General features: G+C 69.2%; 13 protein-coding genes and 4 pseudogenes. 4 read left to right on the top strand and 13 right to left on the bottom strand.

Features of this window, described 5'->3' with window-relative positions; all coding sequences use genetic code 11:
- Positions 1 to 125 precede the first annotated feature (125 nt).
- From ABZ449_RS22510 to ABZ449_RS22470, 9 genes are all read right to left on the bottom strand, one after another.
- Positions 126 to 1,301: a hydroxymethylglutaryl-CoA synthase gene (locus ABZ449_RS22510; protein WP_224279294.1), complete on the bottom strand. Its 1,176-nt coding sequence runs from the start codon at positions 1,299 to 1,301 to the stop codon at positions 126 to 128.
- Between the two features lie 2 nt (positions 1,302 to 1,303).
- A complete protein-coding gene (locus ABZ449_RS22505; RefSeq protein ID WP_360348585.1) occupies positions 1,304 to 2,365 on the bottom strand; it encodes a hydroxymethylglutaryl-CoA reductase in 1,062 nt (353 codons plus the stop codon).
- Entirely contained in the window at positions 2,362 to 3,453 is a 1,092-nt protein-coding gene (gene fni, locus ABZ449_RS22500) for a type 2 isopentenyl-diphosphate Delta-isomerase (RefSeq protein ID WP_360348582.1), read from the bottom strand. The genes ABZ449_RS22505 and fni overlap by 4 nt, the downstream gene beginning before the upstream one ends.
- Entirely contained in the window at positions 3,450 to 4,577 is a 1,128-nt protein-coding gene (locus ABZ449_RS22495; protein ID WP_360348580.1) for a phosphomevalonate kinase, read from the bottom strand. Before ABZ449_RS22495 ends, fni begins: the two co-directional genes overlap by 4 nt.
- Complete coding sequence (gene mvaD, locus ABZ449_RS22490) at positions 4,574 to 5,626, bottom strand: diphosphomevalonate decarboxylase (protein ID WP_360348577.1); 1,053 nt, start codon at positions 5,624 to 5,626, stop codon at positions 4,574 to 4,576. The genes ABZ449_RS22495 and mvaD overlap by 4 nt, the downstream gene beginning before the upstream one ends.
- On the bottom strand, positions 5,619 to 6,650 hold the full coding sequence (gene mvk / locus ABZ449_RS22485; RefSeq protein ID WP_360348574.1) for a mevalonate kinase: 1,032 nt from the start codon (positions 6,648 to 6,650) through the stop codon (positions 5,619 to 5,621). Before mvk ends, mvaD begins: the two co-directional genes overlap by 8 nt.
- Before the next feature lie 317 nt (positions 6,651 to 6,967).
- Positions 6,968 to 8,044 (bottom strand): polyprenyl synthetase family protein, encoded by a 1,077-nt coding sequence (locus ABZ449_RS22480; protein WP_360348571.1) that lies wholly within the window; start codon positions 8,042 to 8,044, stop codon positions 6,968 to 6,970.
- A gap of 287 nt (positions 8,045 to 8,331) precedes the next feature.
- Complete coding sequence (locus tag ABZ449_RS22475) at positions 8,332 to 9,723, bottom strand: cytochrome P450 (RefSeq protein WP_360348568.1); 1,392 nt, start codon at positions 9,721 to 9,723, stop codon at positions 8,332 to 8,334.
- Between the two features lie 63 nt (positions 9,724 to 9,786).
- On the bottom strand, positions 9,787 to 10,863 hold the full coding sequence (locus ABZ449_RS22470) for a terpene synthase family protein (RefSeq protein WP_360348565.1): 1,077 nt from the start codon (positions 10,861 to 10,863) through the stop codon (positions 9,787 to 9,789).
- A 310-nt stretch (positions 10,864 to 11,173) separates the two neighbouring features.
- Between ABZ449_RS22470 and ABZ449_RS22465 the strand changes: the two are divergent.
- Positions 11,174 to 12,034 (top strand): annotated as a pseudogene (locus ABZ449_RS22465) (DUF4331 family protein); the annotation flags it as partial.
- Between the two features lie 292 nt (positions 12,035 to 12,326).
- Here the strand turns inward: ABZ449_RS22465 and ABZ449_RS22460 are convergent.
- A complete protein-coding gene (locus ABZ449_RS22460; protein ID WP_360348563.1) occupies positions 12,327 to 13,829 on the bottom strand; it encodes an MFS transporter in 1,503 nt (500 codons plus the stop codon).
- Positions 13,830 to 13,967: 138 nt separating this feature from the next.
- Entirely contained in the window at positions 13,968 to 14,384 is a 417-nt protein-coding gene (locus ABZ449_RS22455) for a PPOX class F420-dependent oxidoreductase (protein WP_360348560.1), read from the bottom strand.
- A gap of 79 nt (positions 14,385 to 14,463) precedes the next feature.
- Here ABZ449_RS22455 and ABZ449_RS22450 point away from each other — a divergent pair, with 79 nt between their 5' ends.
- Both ABZ449_RS22450 and ABZ449_RS22445 read left to right on the top strand, forming a co-directional pair.
- The gene (locus tag ABZ449_RS22450; protein WP_224279320.1) at positions 14,464 to 14,943 is read left to right on the top strand and encodes a hypothetical protein; all 480 of its coding nucleotides are present in this window, start codon (positions 14,464 to 14,466) and stop codon (positions 14,941 to 14,943) included.
- Between the two features lie 315 nt (positions 14,944 to 15,258).
- A complete protein-coding gene (locus tag ABZ449_RS22445) occupies positions 15,259 to 15,825 on the top strand; it encodes a TetR family transcriptional regulator (RefSeq protein ID WP_360348557.1) in 567 nt (188 codons plus the stop codon).
- A 142-nt stretch (positions 15,826 to 15,967) separates the two neighbouring features.
- Here ABZ449_RS22445 and ABZ449_RS22440 read toward each other — a convergent pair.
- Positions 15,968 to 16,159: pseudogene (locus tag ABZ449_RS22440) on the bottom strand (peptidyl-tRNA hydrolase); the annotation flags it as partial.
- A 264-nt stretch (positions 16,160 to 16,423) separates the two neighbouring features.
- On the opposite strand from ABZ449_RS22440, the pseudogene ABZ449_RS22435 reads away from it, so the two are divergent.
- Positions 16,424 to 17,260, top strand: a pseudogene (locus ABZ449_RS22435) (IS5 family transposase); the annotation flags it as partial.
- Positions 17,261 to 17,681: 421 nt separating this feature from the next.
- Here the strand turns inward: ABZ449_RS22435 and ABZ449_RS22430 are convergent.
- Positions 17,682 to 17,891: pseudogene (locus ABZ449_RS22430) on the bottom strand (IS4 family transposase); the annotation flags it as partial.

Below are 17,891 nucleotides of genomic sequence, written 5' to 3'. Positions count from 1 at the left end.
CCCTCAAATGGATGGAGAACGGTGTGTGTAGAACTGGCCTGCGGCCGTGGCGGGCGCGTGCGGGAGCAGCCGCGGAGGCTGCCCCCGCACGCATGGGACCACAGGTGTTCGGGATCGCAGGTGTTCTAGCGCGCCTGGTAGATGCGCTTGTGACCGCTGACGCCGGCCAGCCGGAAGGGCCCGGTGGTCTGCTGCGGGGTGGGGTGGTCTCCTCCGTCGGCCGGGAAGGACCACTCGTGCAGCTCGCGGTAGCGGGCGTGGTCGACCGGCTTGCGCCTGGCTATCGCCGCCAGGTTCGCTGCGGTCCGCAGGTGTTCGCGGTAGCCGGGGACGGCCGTGCCCGCGAAGAACTCGGCGACGCTGCCGGAACCGTAGCTGAGGAAGCCGATGGGCCGGTCGGTCAGGTCGTCCGCCTGGTCGAGCAGCGCGGCGAGAGCGAGGTACACCGAGGCGGTGTAGCTGTTGCCGATGGAGGTGTTGTAGGCCACGGTCTGCCCGATGGCGTGCTCGATGTCGGCCTGGTCGGCGCTGTGGCCCGCGTGGTTGAGCAGGTGGCGGTGTGCCTTGTAGGCCATCTTCGTGAACGGCTGGTGGTAGCAGAACGCGGCGAACTCGTCGAGTGTGCGCCCGCCCTGCTCGCCGTAGTCCTTCCAGCTGCCTGCGACCGCCTGCAGGTACGCTTCGACGGATTCCTGCCCGTCGACGAGGGCGGTGGTGCGGTAGTTCGGCCGCCAGAAGTCCATCACGTCGGCGGTGAACAGGCCCGAGGCGTTCTCGATGCAGACCAGGGCGGGGTCGGCGCTGACCAGCATCGCCACCGCGGCGGCACCCTGGGTCGCCTCGCCGGGGCTGTCCAGTTCGTACTTGGAGACGTCGCTCGCGATCACCAGGACCTGCTGGTCGGGGTCGCGTCGTACGAGTCCGATGGCGAATTGCAGGGCGGCCGTGGCTCCGTAGCAGGCCTGCTTCAGTTCGACGACGCGGCAGGCCGATTGCAGGCCGAGCAGTGAATGCACGTAGATGCCGGCGGACTTCGCCTGGTCGATCGAGGATTCCGTCGCGAAGACCACCGTCCGGATCCGTTCGGAACCGTGCCGGGCGATGATCGGGGCCGCGGCGGCGGCCCCCAGGGTCACGATGTCCTCGTCCGCGGCGCACACGCTCATCGACCGCTGGCCGATGCCTATGTGGTACTTGCCGATCTCCGTGCCGTTGTACTCGGCGAGTGCCGCGTGCGACAGGACGTACTCGGTCGTCGCGAAGGACAGATCGTGGATTCCGAAGGAAGCGGCGTTGGACATGTTCAGGCACCGACCTTTGCTGTCTTGTTGCCGCGCTCCAGTTCGACGTGTGCACGCATGAGTTCACCCGGGTTGGTCTGCGCCGCGAGCAGCGAGAGCTCGCCGCAGAGGACCGTCGCCGCCGCGATGACGGCGAGCCGGCGCGCGTTCTCGCCGGGGGCGCGGTCCACGCGGCAGCCGAGGCGGGTCAGGTTCGTCTCCACGAACTCCAGGCCCTTGCCGTTGCCCACGGTGCCGACGATCAGGTTGGGCAGATTGCAGGAGAAGTAGAGGTCGCCGTCGCGGTCCTCGGCCAGGGTGACGCCCTGGGAGCCCTCGACGATGTTGGCCGCGTCCTGGCCGGTGGCCAGGTAGAAGCCGAGCAGCATGTTGGCGTAGTGGGCGTTGGCCGAGCGGATGCCGCCGGCCAGCAGGGTCCCGAGCAGGTTCTTGCGGATGTTCAGCTGGACGATCCTGGCGGCAGTGGTGTGCAGGACGCCTTCCACCACGTCGCGCGGGACGAGCAGTTCCGTGACCACGTTCTTCCCGCGGCCGAGGATGCCGTTGATCGCGGTCGCCTTCTTGTCCGTGCAGTAGTTCCCGGAGATCGATCCGTAGGAGATTCCCGGAATGGTCCGCAGCAGGTGCGTCAGCAGATTGTCGGAGGCGAGCGTGGCCATGTTGTGTCCGGAGGCGTCGCCGGTGCTGAACTCGAACCGGATGAACAGCAGGTTGCCCGCGATCTCGTGCCGGACGGTGAGCAGCTCGGCGAACCGGCTACAGCTGCGGACCACGGCGCGCAGTTCCTCGATCTGCGCCTCGATGGCGCGGGCGGCCGTGTACGCGGTCTGGGCGTCGGTCGCCTCGACGAGCACCGAGCGGGTCATGCGCTCGTCAACGAGGGTGGCGACGATGCCCTGCTCGGTGAGCATGGACACCTTCGCGCCGCGGCCCACGGAGGGCCACAGCGGTGTCTCGTAGGTGGCGAGGGGAACGTGGGTCTCGGTGTTGGCGACGTTCCCGGAGACTCGAAGGGGTCCGACCCACTTCATGGGGACCCTGGCAATGGCGTGTGTGTCGGTCACTGTGCTTTTCCTGTCGCGTTGTGAAGGGTGTCGGCCGATCGGGAACGCCGGGCGAGTCGCCCCGTGTCGATGCCCCGGTCGGCGCAGAAGGAACGGAGGGTGCCGTGGATGATCAGGTCGTTGCTCGCGAGGTCGGCGGGAGTGCGCGCGCCGAGCATGGTCTGGAGGGCCGCGAGCTGGTCCAGCCAGTTCGTGAGCTGCTCGATCAGCGCCTCGGGACCGCCGTCGAGCAGGGTGCGCAGGAACACTCCGGAGGCCCCGACGCCGGAGGCGCCCAGGGCCAGGGCGCGGGCGACGTCGAGGGGATGGCGGACGCCGCCGGAGGCGAGCACGGGAAGACCGGCGCTCTGAGCGTCCAGGAGACAGGCGGCGGTGGACTGGCCCCAGTCGTGGAGGAACGCGTAGTCGCCGAGCGGTCGCCGGCCGTTCTCGATCCGGGCGAAGTCGGTGCCGCCCCGGCCGCCGACGTCCGCCGCGCGGACCCCCAGTTGTCGCAGCAGCAGGACGGTTTCCCGGCTCAGGCCGTTGCCGACCTCCTTGACGATCACGGGTACGTCAACGGCCGCCGCGATCTTCTCGATCTGCGGGACCCAGGACCCGAAGGACCGGTCGCCTTCCGGCATGGCCGTTTCCTGCGCCGTGTTGACGTGGATCTGCAGGGCGTCGGCCTCCAGCAGATCGAGGGCACGCCGGGTGTCGTCGACCGATGCCGTCGCGTTGACGTTTGCTATGACAAAACCGTGGGGGTTCTCCTGGCGCAGGACGCGGAAGGTGTCGGCGCACGTCGGGTCCTTCAGGTAGGCGTGCACCGAGCCCGACGCGATGGGTACCCCGGTCTCGCGGGCCGCTATCGCCAGACCCCGGTTGATGACGCCGGTCTTGGCGGTCCCGCCGGTCATCGCGTTGATGTAGAGCGGCACCTGCCAGGAGATCCCGGCGAAGGTCGTGTCCAGGGACACCTGCGGCCGGTCGATGCCGGCCAGGGCGTGGTGGACGAAGGACACCTCGTCGAACTGGTTGATCCCGCTGCGGGTGTCCTGCTGCTCGATGGCGAGCCGGACGTGGTCGTCCTTGCGCTGAGCGCTCATTTCTCGGTCCCTTCCGGGGCGGGCCGGACGGGCAGGGGCAGCACCCCGGCCGCGGCCCACCGCTGCCGTACATGTGAGATGTCGTGCATGGCCTCGGCATCGAGCAGCGCGATGCCGCAGTCGCCGCCGCCCGCGCCCGACGGCTTGGCGGCACCGCCGACGGTTTCGGCGACCGTGCACAGGGCCGTCAGCTCGGGTGTGAAGATGCCGAGCCCGACTTCGTCGTCGAGGCGGGCCAACTCCCGCCGGGCACGGCGGATCTGGTACAGCAGGCTTTGGTCGTCGCCGGCCTCGAGAGCGGTGATCGAGGCGCGTACGAAGTCGGTGGAGGTCTCCGCGAACGCGCGGTGCGACGCGGTGCCGCGCCAGATCCGGCGGTGCAGACCGGACACGAGCGAGGCGGTGGAGGCCGGGTTGCCGGTCCAGCCGACTTCGAGGGCGAGGCCGCGCGGGGCCGGAAGCCTCCGGACCGAGTGGCCCGGCCAGGGCGTGCGCAACGCCTCCTCGACGCCGTGCCGGCGGGTGAGGTCGAGCACGAAGGCCCGGTCGGGTGCCTGGTACGCGATCCAGCCGCCCCAGGTACTGGCGGCGAGGTCACCGCCGGAGCCCACGGGGTCGATCCCGACCGAGGAGATCACGGCCAGGCGGTACCGGGCGTCGGGTGAGAGGTCCAGTCCGCACAGGGACGTGATGGCGTCGATCGTGGCCACGGTCACCGCGCCGCTCGACCCCAGGCCGTACTTGCGGCCGTTGTCATGCAGCCGGCTGCCGATCGAGAGGTCCAGCCCGGGCATGGGCAGGCCGCGTTCGGCCAGCAGTCGTCCCACGGTCTCGACCGCTGCCACCACGTGCGTCAGTGCGCCCCGCGCGCCGTGTCCGTCGGCTTCCCCGTTCTCCGTGCCGGGAGCGTGGAGCCGGCCGTCGAGCCATCGCCAGTTCACCGCCCGGGGGACGAGATCGGAGGAGATCACGACGTCGGCCGTTTCGGAGAGGGTCACCGTGGCGGTGATCTCCCGGTCCACGGCCACCACGATGGCCGGGGTACCGGGCTCCACCACCGCGTACTCGCCCGTGACGAACAGCTTGCCGGGCGCACTGCGGACGACCGTTCGCCCGGAGGTCATCGTCCGCCCGCGTCCACCAGGCGGGCGCCCTGTCCGGGCCCGGCGATGTGCACGGTGCCGCCCGCGGCAGCGTCGCGCACGGCCTCGGCGACCCGGTCGGCGTCCGTACGACGGCAGAGCACCTTGACGTTCGGTCCGGCGTCCATGGTCGCGTAGGCCGGTATGCCGTCGCGCCGCAGCCCCAGCACGCTGTCGAGGACGGTGAGCGAGGCGGGCGCGAGGTAGCGCACCGCTGGGCGCGCGCCCAGCATGGTCGCGTGCATGCCGAGAGAGTTGCGCTCAGCGATCTCACCCACCGCGTCGAGGTCGCCGCGCAGGAGCGCCGCCCTCATCTCGGTCAAGTCGTCCCGGCTCGACGCGGCCCAAGGCTCGAACAGGGGCGAGGTCTCGACGGTGCGGCGCATCGCCGCGCGGCTGGACACCTCCTTGGGGCCAGCGTTGACCACCGCGATGACCAGTGCGGGGTCGAGGTCGCCCGTCCGTACCGGCTCGGCGTAGGAGCTGAGGTCGGCCTCCTCGGGCGGCGCCGTGGGGTTGCCGGCGTTCCAGACGGCGAAGCCGCCGAAGATCGACCGCGAGGCCGAGCCGGAACCGCGGCGGGCCAGGCGGGAGAGACCGGTGCCGTCGAGGTCCAGTCCGTACGCGGCGGCGGCGGCGACGGCGAGCGCGGCGAAGCCGCTGGCGGAGGATGCCAGGCCCGCCCCGGTGGGTACGGTGTTGCGGGTGTCGACGACGGCCCGGTGCGTGAGCCCGGCCCGCCGGCGCACCAGGTCGAGGAACCCGGCGATGCGCCGCCGCTCCTCGCCCGCCGCGGGTGCGCCGTTGAAGGTCACTTCGTCGTCCGGAGCCTCGGCGTCGAGGTGGACCCGGGTGGTCGTGGGGAAGATGTCAAGAGTCATCGACAGACTGCTGGTCCACGGCAGGAAGAGGCGCTCGTCGCGCTTCCCCCAGTACTTGATCAGCGCGATGTTCGGGTGCGCGACGGCGGTGGCCCCGTTCGCGCCCTGCCGGTCCTGCGGGCGGCGCACGGTGATCTGTTGCTCAGACATGCGTGACGAGCCTCCTCAGTGGGACGATCCACGTCTGCACGGCCCCCGCTTCGTGCAGCCGCCGGGTGACCTCTCGCGCCTGCTCGGGCTGGGTCAGAGCGAGGACGCAGCCGCCCAGTCCACCCCCGGTGATCTTGGCGCCGAGGCTTCCTGCGGCGAGCGCGGCACTCACCATCCCCTCGATCCGGTCAGTGCTCAGCCCGGCCTCGCGGAGCATTCCGTGGTACTCCGTCAGCAGGAAGCCGAGTTCCTCCGGCCGGCCGGCGGCGAGGGTGGTCACGGCTTCGCTGGTCAGTTCCGACGCCCGGCGGACGAACCGCTCCTGTGCTCCGGCGTGGAGTCGGAACCTCTCCCGCAGCTTGTCGACCGCTTCCTTGGTGCTGCCGACGGTGCCGCTGTCCGCGATGACAAACAGCGCGTCGCAGCCCACCAGCAGCGTGCGGGCCTCGCCCGCGTGGAACAGCAACGGCGCGCTCGCGCCGACGGTGATGGCGTCGACGCCGCTGGCCTTGCCGTGCACCACGTTCTCGGCGGTCTGCACCAGGTCGAACACCGTCCGCTGCGAGACCCCGCGGCCGCAGAGGTCGGCCAGGGCGAGGACGACGGCACGGGCGCAGGCCGCGCTGGAGCCGAGCCCCCTGCCGAGCGGGATCGAACCGTCGATGATCACATCGAGATGCCGGCCGTCGTCGATGCCCGTGGATGCCCTGAAGTCGGTGGTCAGCCGACGCAGCCCCTCGGATGCCTGCGTTCCGACCTCCTTCCAGGCGGATCCGGTCATCGTGAAGGACACACCTGCCGGTTCTTCACCGCGGGTGGAGAACCCGGCGCTGGCGGTGATCGACAGCTGCGGAACGGGCAGGGCGAGCGCCGGGGCTCCGTAGACGACCGCGTGCTCCCCCAGCAAAATGGCCTTGGCATGGGCGTGGCCGGTGCCGACCGAGCGAGCACGGCGGCTGTCCGCTGTCCCTGCCGCCGAGGCCGGTGGAGTCGACGTGCTCAGCTCCCCTTGTCGAAATTCCATTGAGATCGCGTCATCCAGATTTCTAGGAAGGAATGAAGTAAGCCCGTTCGACCGCGCGCCGCGTCATGCCCGGGCCACCCCCGGACCACCGTGGCCGGCGGTCGCGGCCGCCGGCGCGAGCGATGTCATCGCGCAGGGCGGGCCAGGGCGTCGAGCCGCACCCGACGGTGCGTGCTCGCGGAACCGCGTCCCCGGCGGGTGCCGGGCCGGTTCTCCCCCGGTCGCCCCCGGCAGCGGGTTCCGGACGGGGTGGGCTCGCGAGGCGAGCGACGCGTGTGGCGGCGCCGGGACGGTGGCGACCCGCGCCGACGTGGTGCTCAGGTGGTCCGGAGTGTCGTGGTGGTGACGAAGGTTTCGAGGGTCTTCCTGACCTCGTCCGGGAACGGGGTCTCGTCCAGGACCCGCCGGGCACGCTGCACACGATCGGTGATCATCTGCTCTACCTTGTCGGCGGCGCCCGTGGCCCGCAGGATCCCGCGAACCGTCTCGGCACCTGCCTCGTCCAGGTCCGGGTCGCCGACCAGGGACCTCAGCATCCGCGCCTGCTCGGCGCCGGCGGCGTGGAGGGCGTGTGCCATCAGAGCGGTCGCCTTGCCCTCCCGCAGGTCGTCCAGGACCGACTTGCCGGTCTCGGACGGGTCGCCGAAGACGCCGAGGAGGTCGTCGCGCAATTGGAAGGCCTCGCCGATCGGAAGGGCGTAGGCGGTGAAGACGTCCAGCAGGGCCTGGTCCGCTCCGGCAAGGACCGCGCCGATGTGCAGCGGCCGCTCCACGGTGTACTTCGCCGTCTTGTAGCGGATCACGGCCAGCGACCGTTCGACGTCCTCGTTGGGCTTCCCGGTGGCCAGCAGGTCCAGGTACTGACCGATCATCACCTCGGTGCGCATGGCGTCCAGCAGCGGTCGGACGGCGACCAGTCGCTCGTGGTCGATGCCGCTGGAGTACAGCAGCTCGTCCGACCACACCATGACCAGGTCGCCGAGCAGGATCGCGCTATTGGTGCCGAACCGCTCGGCGGTCGTGGCGTCCGCACCCGTCTCCAGCGTCCGGTGGAGGGTCGGACGGCCACGCCGGGTGTCGGAGGCGTCCATCACGTCGTCGTGGATGAGGGTGAAGGCGTGGAAGAGTTCGAGCGAGGCCGCCGCGCCGATGACGGGCCCCGTGTCGCCGTATCCGCCCGCCGCGTGCCAGCCCACCATGCACAAGAGCGGCCGGATGCGCTTGCCGCCGGCGGTCAGGAAGCCACGCAGGTGCTCGATGAGCGAGACCAGGTGGGGTTGCCTGTCGCAGTTGGCGTCGAGGAAGGCGTTCAATCGCTCGTCGATCAGGCCGCGCAGATGAACCGAGTCCAGGGCGTCGGCTCCCGGCTCGCGAAGGCTGGTGGTCGAGTTCATGTCGTTACTCCTGTTCGTCAAGACCATGTGGCCGCGTCCGCGAGGACGTGGCATGGGAGGGAAAGCGCCGAGAGGCATCACTTTCCGGCCGGGCGAAGGAGGGTCCCGGCAGTCGCCGGGCCGCACCGCAGGTGCGGGTCGCCGAGGGAGGGGCGAGCGGTGGGTGTTCGGGCCGCGCCGGATGGCATGCCCTCCGTACATGCGGGTTCACATGGTGGAGGGCATGCCGGGCAGGGGTGGGCCCGGTGCGGCACCCGCCGGGCCCCTGTCGGTCGAACGGAACGGGTTCAGCTCGCGGCGGACTGCGGCTCGCGTGCCGGCTGCCGACGGGTCGGCACCACCGTGAGCTGGTCGGGACGCAGGCTCATCCGCACGAGGGCGCGCGTGGGGCGGGTGCCCGGGGCGCGGTCCAGCTTCCAGTACTGGGCCACGGTGGCCACGATGACCTGGGCCTCGGTGAGGGCGAACGCGTCACCGATGCACTTGCGGTTCCCGGCGCCGAAGGGCAGGTAGGCGCCCTTGCGCGGAGTGGTCGACATGGTGAGCCACCGGTCCGGCTCGAAGCTGTCGGGGGCGTCGAAGTAGCGGGCGTCCCGGTTCAGCAGGAAGGGGCTGTACGACAGCTCGGTGCCGACCGGCACGGGCAGCCCGCCGAGCGTGGTGTCGACAGCGGCACGACGGCTGAGCAGCCAGGCCGGCGGGTAGAGGCGCAGACCCTCGGCGACGACGTTGCGGGTGTACGGCAGCTTCTTCAGGTCCTCGGCCGTCACCGGGCGGCCGGCCAGCACCTCGTCGAGCTCCGCGTGCAACTTGGCGGCGACCTGCGGGTTCTCGTGCAGCAGGTGGAAGATCCACGACATCAGGACGGCGGTGGTCTCCGCGCCTCCGAGGAGCAGGGTGATGGACTGGTCGTGCAGCTCCTGGTCGGTGAAGCGGTGCCCCTCCTCGTCGACCTCCGTCATCATCGTGCGCAACAGACCGCCGCCGTCGCCCGAGCGGCGGTAGCGGTCGATGGTCTCGTTCACCACCTGGTGCAGCTGCACCTCCGCCCGCTTGTAGCGCTGGTTGCCGGGAGTGGGCAGGAAGGACAGCGCCGGCAGCGGGTTGAGCATGCGGAAGAACATGCCGTCGATCACGGTGTTCAGGGCCGTCGGGAGACCGTGGTGACCGCCCCGGCGCACCTCGCCCTCACCGGGCTCGGAGAAGAGGCAGCTCAGCGCCACGTCGGCGCTGAGGTTGCCCATCTGCATCAGGAGGTCGACGTTCTTGCCTTCCGGCCATTCATGAGCCGACGCGGCTGCCTGCTTCTGCATGATGCCGACGTACTCGGCGATGCGCGCAGGGTGGAAGGACGGCTGGATCAGGCGTCGCTGCTTGCGATGGACGAGGCCGTCGACCGTGACCAGCCCGTCTCCGAGGACCGTGCGCACGCGGTCCATCACGGGACCGCCCTTGACGAAGTCCTTGACCTTGTCGGTCAGCATCTCGTGGACCAGATCAGGGTGGCACGCGATGTACATGGGGGTCGGCCCCACCATGATCTTCACGAGATCGCCCTGCTCGGGCAGTGATCGGAGGAAGGTGAGCGGGTCGCTGCGCAGCTGATTCGCGTGCCCGAGCACGGGCAGGGCATTCGGTGCGCTGCCCTTCGTGTAGCTGCGGGTTTCCTGGCCTGTCACGGAACAAACCTCCATGCGGTTGGTGGCGAACTTGTGGACCTGTCGGACTTTGCGTCGCCGCTGTCACTTCTCCAACTGGTCCCACCACCAGGCGATCTGTGGAATCGGCAGGGGCGCAGGGTTGGCGTCAGCCGGCTCGTCGGCCCAGACCAGGCCGTAGCCACCGAAGTCCTGTTCTTCGCCGGTCTCCGGGTCGACAGGCGCGCAGTAACGGGTGGTGAAGTCCGCCCAGATGATGTGCCCGCGAATCCAGTAGCCGATCTCGTGGACGTATCGCCGCAGTTCCGGGCGGGCGGTCGCGGAGACCTGGTCACGCAGATTCAGATAAAGGGACATGATTCGGTCGCGCAGCGCGCGGACCTCGGCGACCGCTTCCTCGGGCGTGCATTGCCGGTCGCGCACCATGATGCTGATGGCGTTCTGGTCGAACAAGCCCTGGAGATTCTCCCGGTGAATGGAGATCAGGTCGTTGTCGAGACCGACGATGACGGATACGGCTTCGGAGGCGGCGCGCACCCGGGGATCGAGGCGTTCGGCTGCGGTCAGTTCGTAGCCGCCGCCGATCGGAGTGAGTGCGGTCAGCCAGGGGCCGGCCACATCGTTGCCACGCATGATCAGGTAGTCGCCCAGTTCGGGGAGTTCACCGAGGCTCTGGTTCGCACATTTCCACAGCACGCCGTCGAAGTAGCTGCAGAAACCCTGGCGCAGGTGCTCGAGCTGGCCCGGGGTCGACACGGTGGAGATGTGGTTCCAGAAGTCCTGGAAGGAGGAGAGGTACGCGTCTCCGGGCGGCACGACGGACTTGGGCGAGGCGAGGATGTGCTTGAGACGGCTGACGTGGACCGTCAGCGGTGCGGGCTGGTCCAGCCCCGGGATCACGTCGAGGTCGTCGTCCCAGGCACCGCCCCAGTACATGACATGGGTGATGATCTCGGCGCACCGGTCGAGGACGTACGGCATGCAGTGTGCGGTGTACGAACCCGCATTCATGCGCGGCAGCCAGTCACCCTCCTTGCGGAACCCTTGCCGGAACATCCAGGCGACGGCGCCGGCATCTATTTCCTCCGGCTTGTCGTACACGGCGTCGGGCAAAGGGCAGAAAAATGGCGGAACGCCAAGTGTGCGGCGCACGGTTGTCATGCCAAAAATCCCTTCGGGCAGGACTGGGCGGCAGGAATGTCACAGTCATGCTGGAGTGGTACGAGGGAAGCGGCCGCCGCGACGGCCGCGGCGCGGACGCGAAGGGGAATACGGGACATGCGAGTCCTCCTGAGTCGTCCGCCGGCGGCCCCGTCCGGAAGCCGCCGAGTCCGCGACCGGACCTGATATACGGTCAGGGGTACTGGTAGACAAACGATCAACGACCTCGTCGGCATGCAGTCAACGCCCTGGTCAACACGGCCGCGGCACCCCGGGCAGCACCTGAGCCCAGCGTCCCGGCAGACAATCGATGGACAACGGGCCGGCAACAAGGCGCGGCCGTCAGCGTCGGCGGCGGGGAGCCCGCTCGGTGACCCGCTCCACCGGCACGGCCCGACGGACGCGGCGGGGCGGCATCGGTGTGAATCCGCGGCACGAAGAGCCCGCCAGCCGGGCACGAAGGGGCAGGGCTGCTCATGCTGGTGGGCATGTCTCATCACCTCAGCGGCCCAAACCTCCGCTCCCCCTGGACGACGCCCGCCTCGACATGACGGACCTGTTCGCCTTCACCGTGCCTGGCGACCGGACCGTGCTGATCCTGAACGTCAACCCGGTCGCCCCCACCGGCGGCCAGGCGTTCCACCCGGACGCCGTCTACCGCGTCAACGTCGACACCGACGGCGACCACCGCTCCGACGTGGCGTACAGCTTCGTCTTCTCCCCGCCTGAGGACGGCCGCCAGAGCGTCACCGTCCTGCGGGCCACGGGCGAGCAGGCCCGCTCCCACGAGGCCCTCGGCCAGGAGCTCTTCATCGACGTGCCGGTGAACCTCGGCGCCGAGACCACCGCGGCGCACTCCGGGCCGTACACGTTCTACGCCGGGTTCCGCAGCGACCCGTTCTTCGCCGACCTCGACGGCATCGTCGCCAAGTTCCAGTGGACCGGCGTGGACTGGGGTGCCGACAAGAACGTCTTCGCCATCGTCCTGGAAGTGCCGAACGCCGAACTCGGCACACACCCCGAGATCGGCGTCTGGGGCCGGGTCAGCCTGCGCCAGAACGGGCAGCTGACGTCCGTGGACCGCGGCGCCCACCCCTCCCTGACCGCGTACTTCAACGCGGAAGAGGTCAAGGACGCCTACAACGCCGGCGAGCCCGCCGACGACTGGGCCACCTACCGCGAACCCTGGTCCGCCGTCCTCCAGCACTTCGGGGACTACGACCCGCAGGCCGCCGAACAGGCCCTACGCACCGTCCTACCGGGCGTCGGGCCGAGGCGGCTTCGTGCCGTGCCGCCCCGGAGCCCGGGGAGGACTGCGGGTGCCGTACTCGGCTTCCGCCATCAGTCGCTCAAGGGCGGCCCGACCAAGCAGCCCCCGGGGCGGCGACCGGCCCCCGAGGGGCGCGGCACGGCCCCGGGGGCTGCTTGCGATTCAAGGATGGAGGGACTTCGTGGAGCAGGTGTCACATGGCGACGGCCTTCACCGCGTCGGGGGACTTCTCCCGAACACCGGGACGGTACAGCGCGAAGGTCACGACGAGCCCGACGGCTGCGAGGCCGGCCGCCCACCAGTACGCGGTGGAGTAGCCGTGCAACGCCGCCCCGGCGATCACCTCGGGCGTGGCCTGCCGACTGCTGAGATAGCTGCCCGCGGCGGTCGCCGCGAGCGTGTTGAGAACGGCGATCCCCAACGAACCACCGATCTGCTGCGAGGTGTTGACCGCCGCGGAGGCCACCCCGGCGTCATCCTCGTGAACCCGGTAGGTGGCCAGGTCGATCGCCGGCGCGTAGACCAGGCCGAGACCGAGGCCCAGGACGAGCAGCGGCGGCAGAATGCCTCCCGTGTAGGTGCTGTCCAGATCCAGGCGGGTGAACCAGACCATGCCCACGCCCAGCAGCGCCATCCCGAGGGGAATCACGATCTTCGGCCCCACCCGGGGCATCAGGACCCCCACGGCCAGGGCGGAGGCAACGACCAGTGCGGCGGGGATGGGCAGGAAGGCGAGCCCCGCCTCGACCGGGGTGTACTTGAGCGTCTGCTGCATGTAGTAGGCGAGGAACAACGCGACCGCGTACATGCCTCCGGTGGCGACCAGAATGGCGATCTGGGAGGCGCCTCGATCCCTGTCGAGGAGGATGCGCAGGGGCAGCAGCGGCCCGGCCGTCGTCGACTGCCAGTACGCGAAGAGGGCGATCAGGGCGAGGCCTCCGACCAGCAGACCCCAGCTGGCGGGAGAACTCCACCCGCGCGACTCGGCGTTGGAGAACCCGTAGACCAGGCCGAAGAGCCCCAGGGTGACGAGTACCGCACCGGGGACGTCGAGCTTGGGGCGCTGCTCCGCCCGCGACTGACGCTCGATCAGCAGCAGACCGCCCAGGAGCGCCACCGCCGCGAACGCCAGGTTGATGTAGAGGGTCCAACGCCAGTTGAGGTACTCGGTCAGCAGGCCGCCGAGCAGGTTGCCGAGCGCGCCGCCGGCGCCCGCGATGGCACCGAAGATCGCGAAGGCCCGGCCCCGCTCCTTGGCGTCGGTGAAGATGGTCGTCAGCAGGGAGAGGGCCGCCGGGGCCAGCAGGGCACCCGAGATGCCCTGGATCGCCCTGGCCAGCACCAGGAGTTCGAAGCTGCCGGCGGCTCCGCCGAGCGCCGAGGCGGCGGCGAATCCGATGACACCCGCGAGAAAGGCCTGCTTGCGGCCGAAGAGATCGGCGACACGCCCGCCGATCAGCAGCAAGCTGCCGAAGGTGAGTGCGTAGGCGGTGACGACCCACTGCCTGTCGTTGTCGGAGAAGCCCAGGTCGGCCTGGGCGGACGGCAGCGCGATGTTCACGATGGTGGCGTCCAGCATGATCATCAACTGGGCCAGGCCGATCACGGCCAGCGCCCACCACCGCAGCGAGGACCGCGGGGACGGGGGTCCTGATTCGGGCGGGATGCTGGTGAGCTCAGTGGTGGATGCCGACATGGCGGTGCCACTCCGTTCGAAACAGATTGACTAACTGGATGGTTAATATTCCGAGGCAAGGCTGCCCGAGATCCGACGGCCCGTCAACACGACTTCGGGCAAAGAGCGATGGCCGGATGCGACGGAGGTCCGCGAGGGTCACTCCGCGAGTCGGATCCGGATGCCCACCGCGCGGTACCGGGACCCCTTCAGTCGGCTGCCCAGCAAGCCGACCCGCGCGACGAGGCCGTACTTGCGCTTCATCAGGTCGAGGTAGTGGACGGTGTCCCGGTCGGCGGGCAACTCGGCGACACCGGGCACGGATTCCCCCTTCGGGACTCCCCGCCAGTTGCAGGGAGCGACGGTCACCCGGCCGCTGTTGCGGATCCGTTTGACCTTGCCGGCGTCGGCCGCGCTCCACACGGCCAGGCAGTCCCCGTCCCCCATCACCCACACCGGAGTGGGCACGGCCCGCCCATCCCGGCGGAACGTCGTGAGAAGTACGTACCTGGATGCCGCCAGTCGTTCAACCGAACTGCCCGGCAAGGATGCTGAGGCGGATGGTGAGGTGGTCACCGCGATAGCGTAACTGGTTAGTTAACTCACTGTCGCCGCGAACCGACGTGGCGCCCGTCCCCGAGATGAGGAGTGCTGCGTGCTGAACTTCGCCTTGGCCGTGCTCGCCGGATTCGCCCTGGGCACCCCGGCCGTACCCTTCGGCCTCTCCTCCCTCCCCCCGCCCGTCGCGCTCGTCGCCGTACTCCTCGGCGCGGCCGGATGCCTGCTGTCCGCCGTCTTCGCGGCCGGGTGGCTGCGTACCCGCTGGCTGCTCTGGCGCTCGAAGCGGCGGCCCGTCACCGCCGGGCCGCCGCCCGAGAACCGCCGCAACCGCCGCAACCGCCTTGACGGCCCCACCGGCCGACGGGCCCGGCGCCTGGTGAACCGGTACGGCGTGATCGGCTTCGGCATCATCGGGCCTGCGCTCTTCGGCACCTGGGGATCGGCCATGCTTGGCACGGCGCTGGGCCTGCCCCGGTGGCGGCTGATCGGCTGGCTGATGGCCGGTGTCACCCTGTGGTGCACCGTCATGCTGCTCGCCTCCGAGGCAGTGATCGACGCCTTCGGACTGCGGTGACGACACACGCTGCGCACCGGCCCCTGATCGCGAGGGGCACGTCGCCGCGGCCCCCGGCCTGCCTCGTCGTGGGTCTGCGCATCGCGCCGACCGTCGGCCCGGTCATCGCCGGGCGGTGGCAACTCACCGTTCCGGCGAGGCACTTCTCCCCTTCACCGGTTCACCCGGAGCAAGACCACCGACGGGACTCCCGAACGAATCGCCTCATGTCTCAAACGAATCCACCGTGGTTCCAGCGGCGAACGCGCTCACCTGGCGAGGGCACCGGGTCCTACGCCCCGGCAAGATCCAGTAGGCGCTGTTAGCATGACTCCCATGTCCCGAGCCGAGGCCACGAAGGCGCGCATCCTCCACGCAGCGACCCAGGAGTTCGCGGCGTACGGGATCGCGGGAGCCCGCGTCGACCGGATCGCCAAGGTCGCCTCGGCGAACAAGAACCTCATCTACGTCTACTTCTGCAACAAGGACGGGCTCTTCGACGCCGTCTTCGACGCACACCTCGGGCGCGGCCTCGACATGGTGCCCTTCACACCTGACGACCTTCCGGGCTACGCCGGGCGGCTGTTCGACTTCTACCAGAAGCACCCCGAGGTGCTCCGCCTGGCGACCTGGCACCGGCTGGAACGCGGCACTGCCGTGGAACGGGACCCTTCCGTCGCCAAGCAGACCCACGACGACAAGCTCGCCTCCTTGGAAGCGGTTCGGAAGGGCGGAGTGGGCACACCGGGCTTCACCCCGGCCACACTTCTCACCCTCGTCCTGGCCATCGCCTCGGCCTGGAGCCCGACGAATGCCGCGAGCATGCCGGCGACGACTGTCCTGACGTCGGACCCGGAGGACTGCCGGAACGCGATCATGGAGGCCGTGCGGCGCCTCCTGTGAGGGGCGGCGTGCATCACTCGCCTCCGCCACGTACCGCGGTGACCGCACACGTTCGCCGGGTTGCCGGGTCACGCGGCGGGGATGGGTCGGGATGCGCGCACCTGACCCGCTACGTTGCCGTGCCGGCGTCAGGGCGGTGCGCTCACGGGCGCCGCAGCGCCGGGTGGTCCGCCACCACCGTGGAACTGCCCGGGGCGATCTCCGTGAAGCCCGCGTCCTGGACCAGGGGCAGTCCGCTCGCCACCAGCTCCGCCCACGCCTGCGGGGTCGCCGTGCGGACGGCGAGGGCGAAGCCGCTCTCGGCCCACGCCTTGCGCCGCGCCCCGTCCAGCTGAGGTTCCCCCGAGGTGCGGAAGGTTGCCGGACATGACCTGAGTGGGCGTTTTGGCAGCCATCTTCCTATATGCCGCTTTCATCCCTGTCCGCTTTGGGAACTCTATGGTTGATAGGAGCAGATTGCTCTGTCCTCGATTGCCAGCTGGACTGTCCGACTCATCCCATTCTGTTCCCTGAAATCCGTCTGGTTTGAAGAAGTCACAGAAACGCCCAACGGGCACCGGAACGCGATCCTCCGACCTATCCGTGCTGACGCTGTGCCATGAGCCAGCGGAAGCCGTACCCCAGCGACCTTTCCGATGCCCGATGGGCCTTGATCGAGCCGAAACTGACGGCCTGGAGGAAAGCCCGGCTCGACCGCAGGCCCACCGGCAAGCCAGCCCAGGTCGAACTGCGCGACGTGTTCAACGCGATTCTCTACGTCAACCGCACGGGAATCCCCTGGAAGTACCTGCCGCACGACTTTCCGAACCATGGCACCGTCTATGCCTACTACGCGGCCTGGCGTGACGAGGGAATCTTTGCGGAACTCAACTACGACTTGACTGGCCTGGCCCGTGTGAAAGAAGGACGCAAACCTGAACCAACCGCGTCCGTCATCGACACCCAGAGCGTGAAGACCTCTACCAACGTGCCACTGACCAGCCAGGGAACGGACGCCGCGAAGAAAATCGTCGGCCGCAAACGCGGCATCCTCACCGACACGATCGGGCTGATCCTCGCCGTGGCCGTCACCGCCGCAAGCCTGTCCGAGAACGCGGTGGGAATACACCTCCTCAACCGGGCCAAGAAGACCTACCCAAGCATCACCAAGAGCTGGGTCGACACTGGCTTCAAGAACGCCATGATCGAGCACGGAGCCAACCTCGGAATCGACGTCGAAGTCGTCAACAGAAACCCCGAAGTCCGCGGCTTCCATGTCGCGAAAAGGCGATGGGTGGTCGAACGAAGTCTCGGGTGGATCATGTTGCGCCGCCGGCTCACCCGCGACTACGAGACCCTACCCGCCAGCTCCGAAGCCATGATCCACATCGCCTCGATCGACAACCTCACCAAGCGCATAACGGACGAAACCACACCAACATGGCGAGGAACCTACCAGGGCATAAAGGGCAATCCGCCCACATCAAACGCCCTCTTAGAAAAGGCGTCCATCCGCTGGAGGATCGACCTCCAGGTCGCCACCCCGGGCCTCGCCGCCAAGGCCATCCAGGCCTACGTCGAGCGCGCAGACTCCCACGCGGAACGCTGGAGCGACCACGCACCCGTCACCGCCGAGTTCAATTTCGACCTGAACTAACAGCCAGATTCGCATAGTTGACGGGTCGGCAGATCATCTCCCCTAAGCTCAATGCCGGTGACTTTAGGTTGCCGCTGGTTGGGTGATCGCGACTGTTGCGGGTTGTAGTGGTGGCCAGTTGCGGTGTTGGGCGCGTTTGAGGGGCCAGTTGGACATCTTGCGTTTGATGACGCGGGGGCAGGTCCGCTGTCGGCGTTCGGGCAGGAGGCGTTCGGCGATCTCAGCCAGGGTGCGGGTGAGTGCCCTGGCGAGCCTGCCGGGGGGAAAGTCCCGCCTGGGCGGGTACTTGGCGGCGCACGACACGCAGGCTGCGGGTGAAGGACAGCCGGTCGGGATCGACGCCCTCGTGCAGGGCGGCCTGGTGCATCAGCTGTCGGATCGCGTAGTGGACGAGCAGGAGGCCGTAGACCTCCTGCTCGACTCCCCACGG

Source organism: Kitasatospora sp. NPDC005856 (assembly GCF_040629945.1).
Taxonomy (GTDB): Bacteria; Actinomycetota; Actinomycetes; order Streptomycetales; family Streptomycetaceae; genus Kitasatospora.
This window is presented reverse-complemented; position numbering and strand designations above follow the sequence as displayed.

What these genes read in the sequence shown, in the direction of transcription:
- ABZ449_RS22510 (WP_224279294.1), bottom strand. Translation starts at nt 1,301, where the DNA reads ATGTCCAACGCCGCTTCCTTCGGAATCCACGATCTGTCCTTCGCGACG.
- fni (WP_360348582.1), bottom strand. Translation starts at nt 3,453, where the DNA reads ATGAGCGCTCAGCGCAAGGACGACCACGTCCGGCTCGCCATCGAGCAG.
- ABZ449_RS22495 (WP_360348580.1), bottom strand. Translation starts at nt 4,577, where the DNA reads ATGACCTCCGGGCGAACGGTCGTCCGCAGTGCGCCCGGCAAGCTGTTC.
- mvaD (WP_360348577.1), bottom strand. Translation starts at nt 5,626, where the DNA reads ATGTCTGAGCAACAGATCACCGTGCGCCGCCCGCAGGACCGGCAGGGC.
- mvk (WP_360348574.1), bottom strand. Translation starts at nt 6,650, where the DNA reads ATGGAATTTCGACAAGGGGAGCTGAGCACGTCGACTCCACCGGCCTCG.
- ABZ449_RS22480 (WP_360348571.1), bottom strand. Translation starts at nt 8,044, where the DNA reads ATGAACTCGACCACCAGCCTTCGCGAGCCGGGAGCCGACGCCCTGGAC.
- ABZ449_RS22470 (WP_360348565.1), bottom strand. Translation starts at nt 10,863, where the DNA reads ATGACAACCGTGCGCCGCACACTTGGCGTTCCGCCATTTTTCTGCCCT.
- ABZ449_RS22460 (WP_360348563.1), bottom strand. Translation starts at nt 13,829, where the DNA reads ATGTCGGCATCCACCACTGAGCTCACCAGCATCCCGCCCGAATCAGGA.
- ABZ449_RS22445 (WP_360348557.1), top strand. Translation starts at nt 15,259, where the DNA reads ATGTCCCGAGCCGAGGCCACGAAGGCGCGCATCCTCCACGCAGCGACC.